The organism is Rhizobium quercicola, from assembly GCF_021168455.1.
GTDB lineage: Bacteria > Pseudomonadota > Alphaproteobacteria > Rhizobiales > Rhizobiaceae > Ferranicluibacter > Ferranicluibacter quercicola.
This window is the reverse complement of the sequence record NZ_JAJOZR010000005.1, coordinates 220,376-235,616: the sequence shown is the minus strand read 5'-3', so window position 1 is coordinate 235,616 and position 15,241 is coordinate 220,376. Positions and strand designations below refer to the sequence as shown.

Genomic DNA, 15,241 nt, shown 5'->3' with positions numbered 1-15,241 from the left:
CGGGAAAGGATCTATCATGCAGGAAGACCGGCGCAGGAAGGTGCTGTCACAGCGCCTGATTCCGCAAAACGAGATCGATCGTCTCGCCGCCGTCCGCTCCATCGGGATCCGTGCCGTCGAGACGATGCCCGAACTCCAGGATCTCGCCTTTCTTGCCCGCGACGTGTTCGAGTGTGCCTTTGCCGCGGTCAATATCGTGGATCAGGACTGGCTGCGCATCACCGCGCAGTCCGGCATCCTCGTCGAAAAATGCTCGCGTGAGGAATCCATCTGCCAGTATGTCGTCCATGAGGGCACTGTCGTCGTCGTTGCCGATCTGATGCTGGAACCGGATATGGCGGCCCTGCCCTATGTCGCGGGCGAGCCGCATCTGCGTTCCTATGCCGGTGCGCCGATCGAGCTGGAGCCGGGGCTGACGGTCGGCTCGTTCTGCATCATGCACACGGATCCGCGCGATCTCGATGCGCGCCAGCGGCGGCAGCTGAGCGAATTCGCACGGATCGCGAGCGCGCTTTTCCGGCTGCAGCGGTCCAATCTGCTGATGGTGAAGGGCGAGATCGCGCTGCGGCTGGCGGCGATGACGGACCCGATGACCGGTTTCTACAATCGGCAGGCTCTGCCGGAACTGGTGGACAGCGAGATGCGCGACACGCTCGCGGCGGGCCGGCCGTTCGGCGCCGCCTATCTCGACATGGACGGCTTCAAGGGCATCAACGACCGGCACGGCCACCAGACGGGCGACGAGGTGCTGCGGCAGGCGGCCGTGCGCATCCGCTCCGTCATCCGCGCCGGCGATATCCCGCTGCGCATGGGCGGGGACGAGTTCGTCGTCTTCTTCCCCGATTGCGGTTGCGAGGATGCGCTGACGACCATCGCGGCCCGTCTGGTCGATGCCTTTCGGGCGCCGTTCCTCATCGGCGGCATCGCGGTGATGGCGCATCTGAGCGTCGGCGCGGCCGCAGCACCCGAGGGCGGCACCAGCCGGGAAAAGCTGCTGGAGACCGTCGACAGGGCGCTTTACGAGGCCAAGGCGAACGGGCGGGACCGGTATGTCGTGCGGGTGGACGGCGCGGCCGATTAGAGGGTTTCCGTCGCCGGCCGGCGGAAGACGAGAAGGCTGGCGGTCAGCGTCTGCACGACGCCGCCATCCTGGTTCAGCGTCCGGCAGTGCATGACCACGATGCCGCGGTCGGGCTTCGATCGCGACGGGTTGATCTCGGCGATCTCGCCTTCCGCACGCAGCCGGTCGCCCGGGCGGGTCGGCAGCGGCCAGGTCAGGTCGCAGCGCGTGCCGATCAGGCCGCCGTCGAAGGGCAGGCTGTCCACGATCAGGCGCATGGTGAGGGCCGCGGTATGCCAGCCGCTGGCGGCGAGCCCGCCGAACAGCGTGGGCCGCGCGGCCTCCTCATCGAGATGGAACGGCTGCGGATCGAACTGGCTGGCGAAGCTGCGGATCGCGTCGGCGGTGATGTCGATGGTGCCGCTGCTGAACGGCATGCCGACAACGAGGTCGTCCAGAAACAGGCGCGTCTTCTGCTGGTCCATCTCCACCCTCCCCAGGCTCGGCGTGCGCATATGAGCGATCGCTGCGGGAAAGGCTACCAGCGCCGGGCGGCAAGGGCAATCCTCGACGCCCGGCGGGTTTCAGGGCTTTGCCGTCATGGCAGATCCCGCCTTACGGGATCAGACGCTCGCGCCGCAGCTCGTCGAACAGGCCGGTAAAGGCATCGTCGGTCGGCTGGTAGACGGTAAAGCCCAGGCGCCGGCTCTTCGACATATCGGTGACGACCTCGATCGGCCGGCCGAGATCGGCATCCGTGTGCCAGGGCGAAATCAGCCGGTCGATGTCGTGCTCCACGAGGTTCTCCCGCGCGGCGATGTCGCGCCAGATCGCGGCATCGTCCGCCATCTGCTCCTCCAGCGGGCGGACCGTGCCGTCGAAGGGGACGGCCTCGATACCGAAAGAGGCGGCGATGCGCTGCCACATCCAGCTCCAGCGGAAGATGTCGCCATTGACGACGTTGAAGGCTTCGTTGGCCGCGTCCGGCGTCGTGGAGGCCCAGAGCATGTGGCGGGCGAGCACGTTGGCGCTCGTCATGTCGGTCAGGCCGTTCCACTGGGTTTCCACGCCCGGAAAGCGGAACGGGCGGCCGGTCTCGCGGCAGATCGCGGCATAGACGGCCAGCGTCGTGCCCATGTTCATCGCATTGCCGACGGCCCTGCCGATGATGGTGTGGGGGCGGTGGACGCTCCAGTTGAAGCCGTCGCGGCTCGCGGCCGAAAAGACCTCGTCCTCCTGGGCGTAGTAGAAGTTCTCGATGTCGAGGCGGTCCTGCTCCTCGCGGAACGGCGTCTGCGGCAGCTTGCCCTTTCCGTAGGCCTCGAAGGGGCCGAGATAGTGCTTCAGCCCGGTGACGAGCGCGACGTGGCGCACGCTTTCGGCGGGGCGCAGCGCGTCGAGCAGGTTGCGCACCATGGCGGCGTTGACGCGGATGTTCTCGGCCTCGCTCGACTGACGCAGCCAGCTTGCGATGAAGACATGGGTCGGGGCGACATCGGCGAGCGCCTTGCCGAGCGAGGCGGGATCGAGAAGATCGGCGGACAGCGGCGTCACGTTCTCCTGCCGGCCCGGCTTGCGCGCCAGTCCCGTGACGTCCCAGCCGGCCTCTGCCAGCACATTCGCGGTGGCGCTGCCGACCACGCCGCTGGCACCTACGATCAAAGCCTTGTTTTGCATTTGCATTCTCCTTGCGTTCACGGCGGACATAGGCATCCCTTTCTTTCTGTCCACCCGCGCTATCTTGTGGGTCAGTGTGCCGGGGCAGGCGCATCGGCTCCTGACGGGAACATTCCCCGCAGGGCTTGGTTACCCGTCGTCCCGGACCTTGGCCGTGACGCCGGGCGTACCGTCCGGCAAACGCGTTTCCTCCTCAACCGTCGAGTTCCGGTGTTTTCATGACAGTCAAAATTGCGATCATCGGGTCTGGTCCGACCGGTATCTACACGCTGCACGGCCTCGTCGCCTCGAAGCGTCCGCTCGACATCACCGTGTTCGAAAGCGAAGCCGATCCGGGGAAGGGGACGCCCTATCATCCCGATATCAACGATCAGGCCATGCTCGCCAATATCGCCAGCATCGAGCTGCCGCCGATCTACGAAACGCTCGTCACATGGCTGCGCCGTCAGCCGGACAGCGAGCTCGAGCGGATGAATGTCGTGCGCAGCGCCATCGCCGAGCGTGCCTTCTATCCGCGCATTGTGCTGGGCGAGTTCTTCCAGGACCAGTTCCGCCAGTGCGTCACCGAAGGCCGCAAGGCCGGGCATGTGATCGAGATCAAGGCGCTGCATCGCGTCGATGATATCGACCTTCATGCCAGCGACATCGCCGTCAAGGCCAGCGGGCCGGACGGGGAGCAGGACTATGCTTTCGACCATGTCGTCATGGCGACCGGCCATGACTGGCCGGAGACGACCGAAACGCGTCCGGGCTATTTCATGTCGCCCTGGCCGGCGCCGGTGCTCAAAACCATTCCGCCGGGCCGCGTCGGTATTCTCGGCACGTCGCTCAGCGCCATCGATGCGCTGATTTCGGTCGCCACGGCCCATGGCGCCTTCTATCTCGATGCGGCGGGATCGCTCGAATATTTCCCGTCGCCCGGCAGCGAGGCGTTTACCGCGGCGCTGATGTCGCGCAAGGGCGTGCTGCCGGAGGCGGACTTCTACTGTCCCTATCCCTATCTGCCGCTGTCGATCTGCACGCCGGAGGCGGTGGATGCCTTGGTGGCGAGCGGCCGGGGCGATCTGCTCGATCCGATCTTCGACCTGTTCCGCGCCGAACTGCTGGCGGCCGACCCGGCCTATGCCGGGCGGATCGGGCTCGGCATGCTGACGGTGGAGACGCTGGCACCGGCCTATTTCGCGGACCGCGAGGGCGCGGATGCCTTCGTCTGGGCGGCCGCAAACCTCGCGGAGGCCGAGAAGAACGAGCTGGAACAGCGCACCATCGGCTGGCGCTACGCGATCCTGCGCATGCACGAGGTGATCGCGCGGGCGGTGCCGCATTTCAACGAGGACGATCTCAAGCGTTTCCACAAGCACTTCAAGACCGTGTTCATCGACGACTATGCAACGGTTCCGCACCAGTCGATCCGCCGGCTGCTGGCGCTGCGGCGCGCGGGCAAGCTCGACGTGCTGCGTCTCGGCCGGGAGTCCGATATCGACAACGAGAGCGTGGAGCGCGGAGCCGTCGTCACCTTCGACGGGCGGGCGGAGGTCTTCGATTCCTTCATCGACGCCACCGGGCAGCACACGCTGTCGGCGCGCGACATTCCGTTCCCGAGCCTCGTCAATCGCGGTTTCGTGCGCAAGGCGAAGACAGCCGTCTCGTCCGTGCTGATCGACATGCCGGACGAGCCGGCGATGGTGCGCACGGGGGGCGTCGATCTGGACGATGCCTTCCGGCCGCTATTCGAGGCGCCGGTCACGCGCCGTCTCTACTGCGTGTCGATCGCGTTCCTGCTGCACAAGCTACCCTTCATCCAGGGCATCACCAGCGCCCATGAACTTGGCGGCATCGTCTCCTCCGCGATCCTGCGCGATATCGGCGGCGAGCGGACGGATGGTATTATCGGCTTCGACATGAACGCCGCGTAGACCGTTCTAATCCTCGATCCAGACCTCGTCGCCCAGGGACACACGACCCGGGGTGACGATCTCGGCGTAGACGCCGAGGTTGCGCCGGTTGCCGCGCAGGATGCTGCGCAGCACCTCCGGCTGTTCCGGCAGGCCCGGCTGCGCGGCCAGCGTCATGCCGCACCGCTTCGTGCCTTCGGTGACGGTGATCTCCAGCGTGCCGATGACGATCTTGCGGCCGACCCAGTCGTTCTCGAGAAAGCCCGAGGCCGCCTCCGTGTCCACCAGCATATCCGGGCGGAAGCGCCGCGCATCGAGCACCAGCGCCGGGTCGCTCGCGTGGATCGCCGTCATCGACGCCGTGGTGAGGAGGTGGAGCGGACTTGCGGCATAGCGTGGCGCGATCACCGGCCAGCTTCGGCCCGTCCCCCGCGTTTCCGCGAGCCCGACGGGGAAGCCGAAATGCTGGGACAGACGTTCTTCCACGTCGGCGGCATCGGCCGCCAGCCATGTGCCTTCGGGAAAGCCGATCTCCGCCATGCCATCCGCCCGCAGCCGGGCGACCAGATGCAGCGCCTTGCGCCAGCGCTCGCGCGATTCCGGTGCCGCGGGTTCTCGCGTGTCCGGGTCGAAAAGAAGGAAGGCGCGGTTGCCGGCGACGCCGCCTCCGGCATGGCCGGTCGCGCCGTCTTCGCCCGTGCCGGCCGCCGCGACATCGAGGTGGTCCATCATTTCCCCGCCGAGCGAACTCACCGGGTAGCGCCAGAGTTCGGCGATACGTCCAACAGATTTCAAGGATGTCGTCTCCCGGCAGGGGTCAGGGATATGCAGGTACGCGGAAAGCCTGCGGGTGGCAGTGATCCCTTGTGAATGCGCCTGCCTGCTGCAGGTTCCCGCGGGAGACCCGACGGCATCGCAGAAGGTCGTCGGCGTGCCGTGTCGGCTCGCCGATATGGTGTCCGGATGCCTACGTTAAGGAGATCTCCGCATGACAATTCAACCTTCGGGGGCATATATCCTTCGAATTTCATTTAGGTTTCGTTGTTATGCTCCGCGTTCGTGACGTGGTTCAGGGTATCTCGATGGTCAGCGCTTTAAGAGCATCCGCACGCCTGCCTTTGCAGACGGATGATTTTCGCATGTTGTTTCAGTCACATCCCTCGCCGATGTGGATCTACGACCCGCTGACCTATCGCTTCCTCATCGTCAACGACGCCGCCGTGGAACTCTATGGCTACAGTCAGCTCGCCTATACGCGCCTGACGGTGCTCGACATCCGCCCCGCGTCGGAGCGCCAGCGCATGGTGGATGCCGTGGCGAAGCGCAGCGATGTCGATCGCGCCGAGCGCTGGACGCATCTGAAGGCGGACGGGACGGCGCTCGATGTCCTGACCTATGGGCGTGAACTGCAATTCGAGGGGCGGACGGCCATTCTCGCCATCGTTCAGGACCGGACGGAGGTAAATGCCGCCCGCCAGCAGGTCAGCGAGACCCAGACGCTGCTTGACAGCATCATCGAGAACCTTCCGGTCGCCGTCTTCGTCAAGGACATGGAGGATGACGGCCGCTACGTGCTCTACAATGCCGCCTGTGGCAGCATCTTCGGCACGACGTCCGAGAAGATCGCCATGGGTTCCGACCGCACGGTCTTCTCCGAGCGTCAGATGACGCAGTTTCGCAAGCAGGACGAACGCGCCCTGGCGACCTCGGGGACCGTGAGCTTCGAAGAGACCATCGAGGATCTCTCGGGCGGCAAGCGCATCCTGCGCACCGCCAAGCGGGTGCTGCCGACCCGCAAGGGCAACCGTCCGCGCTACGTTCTGGGCATTTCCCAGGACGTGACGGAGGAGCGGGAAACCGAGGCGCGCCTTGCCTACATGGCCATGCACGATTCGCTCACCGGTCTCGCGAACCGCGCCTATTTCGGCGATCACATCCGGCGTGCGGCGCTTGCGGCGACCGAGGAGGCGCCGGTGGCGCTGCTCTATCTCGATATCGACCACTTCAAGACCATCAATGACAGCCAGGGGCATGCGGCGGGAGACGCGCTGCTCTGCCAGGTCGGCGGCCGCCTGCTGTCGATCATACGGCAGGGCGATCTCGTGGCGCGGCTCGGCGGCGACGAGTTCGCGATCGTGCTGCAGCTTCAGGACGGACGCGTGGCGGAGGAGGTGGCCGACCGGCTGCTGGCTGCCCTGCGCGTGCCGTTCGATCTCGACGGCATCGCCGAGCACGTCACCTGCAGCATCGGCATTGCGCGCGCGCCGGAACATTCGACGGACGATGACGGGCTGATGCGGGATGCCGATCTCGCGCTCTACGCCGCCAAGGAGGGCGGCCGCTCGACCTTTCGCATCTACCGTCCCGAGATGCGCCTGGAAGCTGAACGCCGCCACGAGATGAACCTGGCGCTGCACCATGCGCTGGAGGAGGGGCAGTTCGAGCTCTACTACCAGCCGATCTATCGGATCGGCGGTCCGGATCTCGCGGGTTTCGAAGCGCTGATCCGCTGGAATCATCCCGAACGCGGGCTGGTGGCGCCGATCGACTTCATCCCCGTGGCCGAGGAAACCGGGCTGATCGTGCCCATCGGCGAGTGGGCGTTGAACGAGGCCTGCCGGACGGCTGCCCGGTGGCCCGCCCATCTGCGGATCGCCGTCAATCTCTCGGTCTCCCAGTTTCGCGATGCGGGCCTCCTGGATGCGGTGCGTCTCGCCATCGAGAGCAGCGGACTTGCGCCCGAACGGCTGGAGATCGAGATCACCGAATCCGTGTTTCTGACCGATGTCGGCCAGAGCCTGCCGCTGCTGCGGGCGATGAAGGCGCTTGGCCTGCGGATCGCCATCGATGATTTCGGCACCGGCTATTCGTCGCTCTCCTATCTGCGCAGCTTCGCCTTCGACAAGATCAAGCTCGATCAGAGCTTCGTCTCCGGTATCGAGACGGATGCCGGCAGTCTCGCCATCATCCGCGCCGTGGTGGGCATCGGTTCGGGCTTCAACGCCACGACGCTTGCCGAAGGCGTGGAGACCGAGGAGCAGCTGCAGGCGCTCCGCCGGGAGGGTTTTGCCGAGGTGCAGGGTTACCTGCTCGGCCGGCCCCGTCCGCTCGGCGATACCGAGGCGATGATCGCCGACGCGATGGATCCTCAGAGGGCGCCGTTGCGGTTGAGGGCGACCACGTAGAGGCTCGTCGTCGCCGTGATAAACAGCCGGTGCCGGGCGCGACCGCCGAAGCAGAGATTGGCGGCACGCTCCGGCAGAAGGATGCGTCCCATCAGATGGCCGTCCGGGGCGATGCAGTGCACGCCGTCGCCGGCCGACGACCAGACATTGCCCTCGCTGTCGAGCCGGATGCCGTCGGCCGCGCCGGGTGAAATGACGTGGAAGACGTCGCCGCCGGTGAGCCGGCCGTCCCCGGCGACATCGAAGACCCGGATATGGCGGGGATCGTCGCTGTCCGGCAGGCCGGTATCGGCCACATAGAGCCGCCGCTCGTCCGGGCTGAAGGCAAGGCCGTTCGGCGAGCGGAAATCGGTAAGCATCGCCCGAATGCTGCCCGACGGATCGACCCGGTAGACGTTGCAGGGCAGCTCCTGCTCGCCGCGGTGTCCCTCGTAATCGCTGAAGATGCCGTAGATCGGATCGGTGAACCAGATGCCGCCGTCGGAGGCGACGATGACGTCGTTCGGTGCGTTCAGGCGCTTGCCTTCGAAGCGGTCGGCGATGACGGTGAGGGTGCCGTCATATTCCGTCCGCGTCACCCGGCGCGTCCCGTGTTCGCAGGTGACGAGGCGGCCGGAACGGTCGCGGGTCTGGCCATTGGAGAAGTTCGACGGCGCACGGAACGTCGACAGCCCGCCATCGGGCGACCAGCGCAGGATACGGTCGTTCGGAATGTCGGAAAAGAGCAGGCAGTTGAGATCGCCGAACCAGACGGGCCCCTCGACCCAGTCGAAGCCGGTGGCCAGTTGCTTCACCGGCGCATTGCCGAGGACATAGGTCGAAAACACGGGATCGACGGCTTCGAAAAACGACATGCTGCTCTAACTCCTCTGGCGCACGGCTTGCTTTTTTCTCTCGTCCCGAGCCGCGTTCCCTTATCTGGGGCGAAGAGGAGATTTGTCATGGCGGGCACCGGGCTTTCCCGACTGTATCGCGACTATATCGATTGTCTCAACCGGCAGGACTGGGAGGCGCTGGCGGATTTCGTCGGCGAGGACGTCTGCCACAACGGCCGGCAGATCGGCCTGTCCGGCTATCGCGCCATGCTGGAGAAGGATTTCCGCGAGATCCCGGATCTCTCGTTCCAAATCGTCCTCCTGGTCGAAGATCCGCCGGTCATCGCCAGCCGGCTTTCGTTCGATTGCACGCCCGTCGGCGCGTTCCTCGGGCTGCCCGTCAACGGGCGGAGGGTGCAGTTTACCGAAAACGTTTTCTACACCTACCGCGCGGACAGAATACGGGATGTCTGGTCGGTGATCGACAAGGCGGCGATCGAGGCGCAGCTTATCCCGGGTGGTGTGGCGCCTCTGCGAAGGGAGATCGAGACATGAGCTTCGACCTTACCGGGCGTCGTGCCCTGATCACCGGATCGTCGCAGGGGATCGGTCTCGCTCTGGCGCGCGGCTTGCAGGCAGTGGGCGCGCAGGTCGTGCTCAACGGGCGGGATGCGACGAAGCTGGAGGCAGCGGTCGCCGAAGTTCCGGGCGCAACGAGCCTTCTCTTCGACGTGACCGACCATCATGCGGTTCGGGCCGCGATCGACGCGTTCGAGGCGGAGACGGGTCCCATCGACATTCTCGTCAACAATGCGGGCATGCAGCATCGCGCGCCGCTTGAGGATTTTCCGCCGGAGGCCTTCGAGCGGCTGCTGCAGACCAATATCGCCAGTGTCTTCCATGTCGGGCAGGCCGTGGCGCGGCACATGATCGCCCGGGGCGCCGGCAAGATCGTCAATATCGCCAGCGTACAGAGCGCGCTCGCCCGCCCGTCGATCGCGCCCTACACCGCGACGAAGGGGGCCGTCGCGAACCTGACCAAGGGGATGGCGACGGACTGGGCCAGATACGGGCTGCAATGCAACGCGATCGCGCCCGGCTATTTCGAGACGCCGCTGAATGCGGCGCTGCTCGCGGACCCGGACTTCTCGACGTGGCTCGGCAAGCGCACGCCGGCGGGGCGATGGGGGCAGGTGGAGGAACTGGTGGGCGCCTGCGTGTTCCTGTCGTCCGCTGCATCCTCGTTCGTCAACGGCCATATTCTCTACGTGGATGGCGGCATCACCGCCTCTCTGTGACGGCCGAACCGGGTGCTGTGCCTGCGCGAGCGCCTGCAAGTGAAAAATAACCGGATCTGCCGAAGATTGCCGCATGCATGGGGGTGTCCAGCGGCCGCAGCGGCCTATGTCCGTTCCGTCACCTCCGGAGATTCCCCCGTGCCCCATTTCCGCATCGTCCCGCCCGCCCTCGTTTTCGGTGCGCTGCTCTCGCTTGCCGGATGCAGCGAGAATGCCGAGCAGAAGCCCGCCAACGCGCCGGCGGTAAAGCCCGAGGTCAGCGTCATGACGCTGCATCCCACCTCCGTCGCCATCACGGCGCTCCTGCCGGGGCGCACGGCCGCCTCTCTCATCGCCGAGGTCCGGCCGCAGGTCGGCGGCATCGTGCGCAAGCGGAATTTTCAGGAAGGCGGATCGGTGCGGGAAGGGGACGTGCTCTACGAGATCGACCCCGCCACCTATCAGGCCGCCTATGACAGCGCGGTGGCGGCCGTCGCCAAGGCCAATGGCGCCGTGCCGAGCGCGCAGGCGCGGGTCGATCGCTATCGGGGCCTCAGCCGAAACGATGCCGTGAGCCAGCAGGATCTCGACGAAGCGCTGGGCACGCTGGCACAGGCCAATGCCGACGTCGCCTCGGCCAAGGCCGCGCTCGAGACCGCGCGCATCAATCTCGACTACACCAAGATCCGCGCGCCGATCGGTGGCCGGGTCGGAGCGTCCACCGTGACGGTCGGGGCGCTGGTGACGGCCGACCAGACGACGTCGCTGACGACGATCCGCCAGATCGACCCGATCAATGTGGACGTGACGCAGTCGAGCGCGAACCTCTTGAAGCTGCGCCGGGCGATCGAGGACGGGCGCCTGAAGACGACGGGCGCGAATGTCAGCGTGACGCTGAAGCTCGAGGACGGCTCCGACTACAATCGCACCGGGCGGATCGAGTTTCTCGATGCCGCGGTCGAGGAGACCACAGGTTCGGTGACCGTCCGGGCGGAGTTTCCCAATCCCGAGCAGCTGCTTCTGCCCGGCGTCTATGTCCGCGCCGTGATCCAGGAGGGCATTCGCCAGAACAGCTACCTCGTGCCGCAGCGGGCCGTGTCGCGCAACACCAAGGGCGAGGCGACCGCGAAGTTCGTCCTGCCCGACGGCAAGGTGGACGAGCGGGTGCTTAACGTCGATCGCAGCATCGGCAACAGCTGGCTGGTGGCCGATGGCATCGAGGATGGCGCGCGGGTGGTCGTGGAAGGCAACCAGCGCGTCCGGGCCGGGCAGGAGGTGACGACGTCGGACGTAATCGTCAACGATGCCACCGGCGAGCTGGAACAGGCCGCCAAGGAAACCGGCGGGGCGGCGAAGCCCGTGGATGTCTCTGCCGCGGAGCCGGCGGCATCTGGGCAGGCGCCCGCTCCGCTCGCGTCGAAGAACTGAGGTCGCCCCATGTCGCGTTTCTTCATCGACAGGCCGATCTTCGCCTGGGTCATCTCCATCTGCATCATGCTGGCGGGGCTTCTCGCCATCACCACACTGTCGATCTCGCAATATCCGCAGATCGCGCCGACGACCGTTCGCATCAGCGCCAACTATCCGGGTGCGGACGCGCAGACGGTCGAGAACTCGGTGACCAAGGTCATCGAGCAGGGCATGACCGGCATCGACAATCTCGACTACATGACCTCGACCTCGCAGGCGACCGGGGCCGCGTCTATCTCTCTCACCTTCACCAACAATGCCGATCCCGATGTCGCGCAGATGCAGGTGCAGAACAAGCTGCAGCTGGTGGAGAGCAATCTGCCGCAGTCGGTGCAGTCCAGCGGCATCACGGTCGCGAAGTCCGCCTCCAGCTTCCTGATGGTCGTCGCCTTCGTATCGACCGACAACCGGCTCTCTTCGCTCGACCTGTCCGACTATATCGACAGCACGCTGAACGACACGATCAAGCGCGTGGCCGGCGTGGGGGATACCCGCATCTTCGGCTCGGGCTATGCCATGCGCATCTGGCTCGACCCGGAAAAGCTGGTGAAGTACAGCCTGATGGCGAGCGACGTGGCGAGCGCCATCGAGGCGCAGAACACGCAGGTGTCTGCCGGCCAGCTCGGCGGCCTGCCGCAGCGCAAGGGCCAGCAGCTCAACGCCACCGTTACGGCGAAGAGCCGGCTGCAAACGCCCGAGCAGTTCGAAAACATCATCATCAAGAGCCAGCCGGACGGATCGCTGGTGCGGCTGAACGATATCGCCCGCGTGGAGCTCGGCGCCGAAAGCTACGATACCTCGGGCCTCTACAACGGCAAGAACGCCGCGGGCCTCGGCATCAACCTCGCCTCCAACGCCAATGCGCTGGATACGGCCGAGGCGGTCGTCGCGGCGATCGACAGCCTGAAGGAAACGCTGCCGGCCAATGTCGAGGTCGTCTACCCCTACGACACGACACCCTTCGTCAAGCTCTCCATCGAGGACGTGGTGAAGACGCTGATCGAGGCGATCGTCCTCGTCTTCGTGGTCATGCTGGTCTTCCTGCAGAGCCTGCGCGCGACGATCATTCCGACGCTTGCCGTTCCGGTCGTGCTGCTCGGCACGTTCGGGGTCCTGTCGCTGTTCGGCTATTCCATCAACACGCTGACCATGTTCGCCATGGTGCTCGCCATCGGCCTGCTGGTGGACGACGCGATCGTCGTCGTCGAGAACGTCGAGCGCGTGATGGAGGAGGAGGGGCTCGACCCGCGCGAGGCGACCATCAAGTCGATGCAGGAGATCACCGGTGCGCTGGTCGGTATCGCCACCGTGCTCTCGGCCGTGTTCATCCCCATGGCGTTTTTCTCCGGCTCGGTCGGCATCATCTACCGCCAGTTCTCCATCACCATCGTGTCCGCCATGATTCTGTCGGTCATCGTGGCGCTGATCCTCACGCCTGCGCTGTGCGCGACAATTCTTAAAAAGCCGAAGCACGGGGCGAAGCAGAAGGGGCTTTCCGGATATTTCAACCGCGGCTTCGACCGCACGACCCATGGCTACCAGCGCGGCGTATCCGGCATGATCCGGCGGCCGTTCGTCTTCCTCGTCGGTTTCGCGCTCATCGTCGCGGCGGTCGGCTATCTCTTCAACCGCCTGCCGAGCTCGTTCCTTCCCGAAGAGGATCAGGGCATCCTGATCACCAGCGTGCAGATGCCGCCGGGCGCGACGCAGGATCGCACGGTCAAGATGCTGAAGCAGGTGACCGACTACTATCTGACGAACGAAAAGGACAATGTCGCCGGCGTCTTCGGCGCGGTCGGCTTCGGCTTCGGCGGAGCCGGGCAGAATGTGGGCCTCGCCTTCGTCAAGCTCAAGCCGTTCGAGGAACGGACCACCGCGGAAGCCGGAGCCAGCGCCATCGCGGGCCGGGCGATGAAGACGTTCTCGAAGTACAAGGACGGCAACGCGTTCGCGCTCGCCCCGCCCGCCATTCAGGGCTTCGGCAATTCGAGCGGCTTCGATTTCTATCTGCAGGACGTGAACGGCGAGGGGCATGCGGCGCTGATCGCCACGCGCAACAAGCTGCTCGGGGAGGCCGGCAAGAACCCGCTTCTGACCGGCACGCGACCGAACGGGCAGGAAGACCAGACGCAATATTCCGTCAACATCGACCAGGAAAAGGCGAGCGCCCTCAACCTCAGCCTTGCCGATATCGACACGACCATCTCCACCGCCTGGGGCGGGCGCTACATCAACGACTTCATCGACCGCGGTCGCATCAAACCCGTCTACGTTCAGGGCGACCAGGACTTCCGCATGCAGCCGGAGGATTTCGATCGCTGGTACGTGCGCAATTCCGACAATGCCATGGTGCCGTTCTCGGCCTTTGCCAGCGGCGACTGGTCGTTCGGCTCGCCGCGTCTGGAGCGCTACAACGGTGCCTCGGCCGTGGAGATCCAGGGCGCTGCGGCCAGCGGCGTCAGCTCCGGCGTGGCGATGGACGAGATCGACAAGATCATGTCGAGCGTCGGTGCCGGCTATGCGCATGAGTGGACCGGCCTTTCGGCGCAGGAGCGTCTGTCCGGCAGCCAGGCGACTCAGCTCTATCTGATTTCCGCGCTCGTCGTGTTCCTGGCGCTGGCCGCACTTTATGAAAGCTGGTCGATCCCGTTCTCGGTGATGCTGGCGGTGCCGATCGGCATTTTTGGCGCGCTTCTGGCCGCGACCGTCATGGGGGAGTCCAACGACGTCTATTTCAAGGTCGGTCTGCTCACCACGATCGGGCTTGCGGCGAAGAATGCGATCCTGATCGTGGAGTTCGCGATCGAGCAGCAGAACAGCGGCAAGGATCTGATCTCCGCCACCGTGGAGGCAGCACGCCAGCGCCTGCGGCCGATCCTCATGACCTCGCTCGCCTTCATCCTCGGGGTGACGCCGCTTGCAACCGCGAGTGGTGCCGGTTCCGGCGCGCAGAACTCGATCGGCATCGGCGTCATGGGCGGCATGATCGCGGCGACCTTCATCGGTATCTTCTTCATCCCGCTGCTGTTCGTCACCGTTCGCCGCATCTTCAAGGGGCGCCAGCCGAAGCCGCGCGCGGAAACGGGCATCCCCGAGGCGGCGCAGTAGGAGCGACCGTCTATCCGGTCAGGGGCCCGCCTTGCGGGCGCGGCGTAGCGCATCGAGGGCGATGACGAGGAGCAGGAGGCTCGCCGCCAGAAGCAGCACGCCGCCGACCGACTGGTAGACCAGCACGCCGGCAACGCCGCCGCTGCCGAAGGCGAGGATGGTGTAGAGGTGCAGGCGCAGCTTCGCCCGGTTGCCGGCCGCCTCGCCCGACACGTCGCGCCCCCGCAGGATGTCGATGGCCACGGCGATCTCGATGCCGATATCGGTCGCCATGCCGGACACGTGCGTGGTGCGGACGCGGGCATCGGAGATGCGCGTCACCGTCGCATTCTGCAGCCCCATGAGAAAGGCGAGGCCGAGGATCAGGATTTCGACACGCCACAGGGCCGTCACGAAAAGGTCCGCGAGGCCGAGCGGGGCGAGCAGCAGCGCCTCCAGAAGGATGCACCAGGCATAGATGCCGCCGATGCCCCGCCGGCGGCCGGCATTGATGATCAGCGATGAGACCGTCGAGCCCAGAATGAAGACGAGCACGATCGACAGATAGAACAGGCTTGCCCGCCCCTGGAGCGTCGCGACGTGGTCGGACAAAGCCGAAACGTTGCCCGTCATGTTGGCGGCGAAGAAGCCGATGGCATAGAAGGCCGCGGCATTGAGCGCGCCGGCGATGCCGGCCAGCCAGAAGGCGAGAAAGACGTCGATACGTTCGTTGCGGGCTGCGCCCTGATGAATCAGCATGCGGAAGCTTATGCCG

12 protein-coding genes are annotated in these 15,241 nt (G+C 65.7%); 7 read left to right on the top strand and 5 right to left on the bottom strand.

Annotation, left to right across the window (positions count from 1 at the left end; all coding sequences use genetic code 11):
- Positions 1–16: 16 nt before the first annotated feature.
- Positions 17–1,081: a GGDEF domain-containing protein gene (locus LRX75_RS09570; RefSeq protein WP_338110297.1), complete on the top strand. Its 1,065-nt coding sequence runs from the start codon at positions 17–19 to the stop codon at positions 1,079–1,081.
- Here LRX75_RS09570 and LRX75_RS09565 read toward each other — a convergent pair.
- Positions 1,078–1,545, bottom strand: coding sequence for a MaoC family dehydratase (locus tag LRX75_RS09565; RefSeq protein WP_231813784.1), 468 nt, complete (start codon positions 1,543–1,545; stop codon positions 1,078–1,080). The genes LRX75_RS09570 and LRX75_RS09565 overlap by 4 nt on opposite strands.
- Positions 1,546–1,675: 130 nt before the next feature.
- Positions 1,676–2,737, bottom strand: a complete 1,062-nt coding sequence (locus LRX75_RS09560; protein WP_231813783.1) for an SDR family oxidoreductase — start codon at positions 2,735–2,737, stop codon at positions 1,676–1,678.
- 218 nt (positions 2,738–2,955) lie between these two features.
- On the opposite strand from LRX75_RS09560, the gene LRX75_RS09555 reads away from it, so the two are divergent.
- Positions 2,956–4,653, top strand: coding sequence for an FAD/NAD(P)-binding protein (locus LRX75_RS09555; RefSeq protein ID WP_231813782.1), 1,698 nt, complete (start codon positions 2,956–2,958; stop codon positions 4,651–4,653).
- Positions 4,654–4,659: 6 nt separating this feature from the next.
- On the opposite strand, the gene LRX75_RS09550 is transcribed toward LRX75_RS09555, so the two are convergent.
- Positions 4,660–5,427 carry an MOSC domain-containing protein gene (locus LRX75_RS09550; protein WP_231813781.1) on the bottom strand — a complete coding sequence of 256 codons (768 nt, stop codon included), beginning with the start codon at positions 5,425–5,427 and terminating at the stop codon, positions 4,660–4,662.
- 287 nt (positions 5,428–5,714) lie between these two features.
- Here LRX75_RS09550 and LRX75_RS09545 point away from each other — a divergent pair, with 287 nt between their 5' ends.
- Positions 5,715–7,817 (top strand): putative bifunctional diguanylate cyclase/phosphodiesterase, encoded by a 2,103-nt coding sequence (locus LRX75_RS09545; protein WP_231813779.1) that lies wholly within the window; start codon positions 5,715–5,717, stop codon positions 7,815–7,817.
- On the opposite strand, the gene LRX75_RS09540 is transcribed toward LRX75_RS09545, so the two are convergent.
- Complete coding sequence (locus LRX75_RS09540; RefSeq protein WP_231813777.1) at positions 7,781–8,671, bottom strand: SMP-30/gluconolactonase/LRE family protein; 891 nt, start codon at positions 8,669–8,671, stop codon at positions 7,781–7,783. The genes LRX75_RS09545 and LRX75_RS09540 overlap by 37 nt on opposite strands.
- A gap of 87 nt (positions 8,672–8,758) precedes the next feature.
- On the opposite strand from LRX75_RS09540, the gene LRX75_RS09535 reads away from it, so the two are divergent.
- The 4 genes from LRX75_RS09535 (at position 8,759) to LRX75_RS09520 (ending at position 14,487) form a co-directional block, all read left to right on the top strand.
- A complete protein-coding gene (locus tag LRX75_RS09535) occupies positions 8,759–9,187 on the top strand; it encodes an ester cyclase (RefSeq protein ID WP_231813775.1) in 429 nt (142 codons plus the stop codon).
- Positions 9,184–9,930, top strand: coding sequence for an SDR family oxidoreductase (locus LRX75_RS09530; RefSeq protein WP_231813773.1), 747 nt, complete (start codon positions 9,184–9,186; stop codon positions 9,928–9,930). The genes LRX75_RS09535 and LRX75_RS09530 overlap by 4 nt, the downstream gene beginning before the upstream one ends.
- Positions 9,931–10,068: 138 nt before the next feature.
- Positions 10,069–11,337 carry an efflux RND transporter periplasmic adaptor subunit gene (locus LRX75_RS09525; protein WP_231813771.1) on the top strand — a complete coding sequence of 423 codons (1,269 nt, stop codon included), beginning with the start codon at positions 10,069–10,071 and terminating at the stop codon, positions 11,335–11,337.
- Positions 11,338–11,346: 9 nt separating this feature from the next.
- Positions 11,347–14,487 (top strand): efflux RND transporter permease subunit, encoded by a 3,141-nt coding sequence (locus tag LRX75_RS09520; RefSeq protein WP_231813769.1) that lies wholly within the window; start codon positions 11,347–11,349, stop codon positions 14,485–14,487.
- 18 nt (positions 14,488–14,505) lie between these two features.
- Here LRX75_RS09520 and LRX75_RS09515 read toward each other — a convergent pair whose 3' ends face one another.
- A complete protein-coding gene (locus LRX75_RS09515) occupies positions 14,506–15,225 on the bottom strand; it encodes a YoaK family protein (RefSeq protein ID WP_231813767.1) in 720 nt (239 codons plus the stop codon).
- Between the last annotated feature and the right edge of the window lie 16 nt (positions 15,226–15,241).

Bases quoted from the DNA above. Each gene is read 5' to 3' on its own strand.
- LRX75_RS09555 (WP_231813782.1), top strand. From the start codon at position 2,956: ATGACAGTCAAAATTGCGATCATCGGGTCTGGTCCGACCGGTATCTAC.
- LRX75_RS09530 (WP_231813773.1), top strand. From the start codon at position 9,184: ATGAGCTTCGACCTTACCGGGCGTCGTGCCCTGATCACCGGATCGTCG.
- LRX75_RS09565 (WP_231813784.1), bottom strand. From the start codon at position 1,545: ATGGACCAGCAGAAGACGCGCCTGTTTCTGGACGACCTCGTTGTCGGC.
- LRX75_RS09560 (WP_231813783.1), bottom strand. From the start codon at position 2,737: ATGCAAAACAAGGCTTTGATCGTAGGTGCCAGCGGCGTGGTCGGCAGC.
- LRX75_RS09545 (WP_231813779.1), top strand. From the start codon at position 5,715: ATGGTCAGCGCTTTAAGAGCATCCGCACGCCTGCCTTTGCAGACGGAT.
- LRX75_RS09540 (WP_231813777.1), bottom strand. From the start codon at position 8,671: ATGTCGTTTTTCGAAGCCGTCGATCCCGTGTTTTCGACCTATGTCCTC.
- LRX75_RS09570 (WP_338110297.1), top strand. From the start codon at position 17: ATGCAGGAAGACCGGCGCAGGAAGGTGCTGTCACAGCGCCTGATTCCG.
- LRX75_RS09535 (WP_231813775.1), top strand. From the start codon at position 8,759: ATGGCGGGCACCGGGCTTTCCCGACTGTATCGCGACTATATCGATTGT.
- LRX75_RS09520 (WP_231813769.1), top strand. From the start codon at position 11,347: ATGTCGCGTTTCTTCATCGACAGGCCGATCTTCGCCTGGGTCATCTCC.
- LRX75_RS09515 (WP_231813767.1), bottom strand. From the start codon at position 15,225: ATGCTGATTCATCAGGGCGCAGCCCGCAACGAACGTATCGACGTCTTT.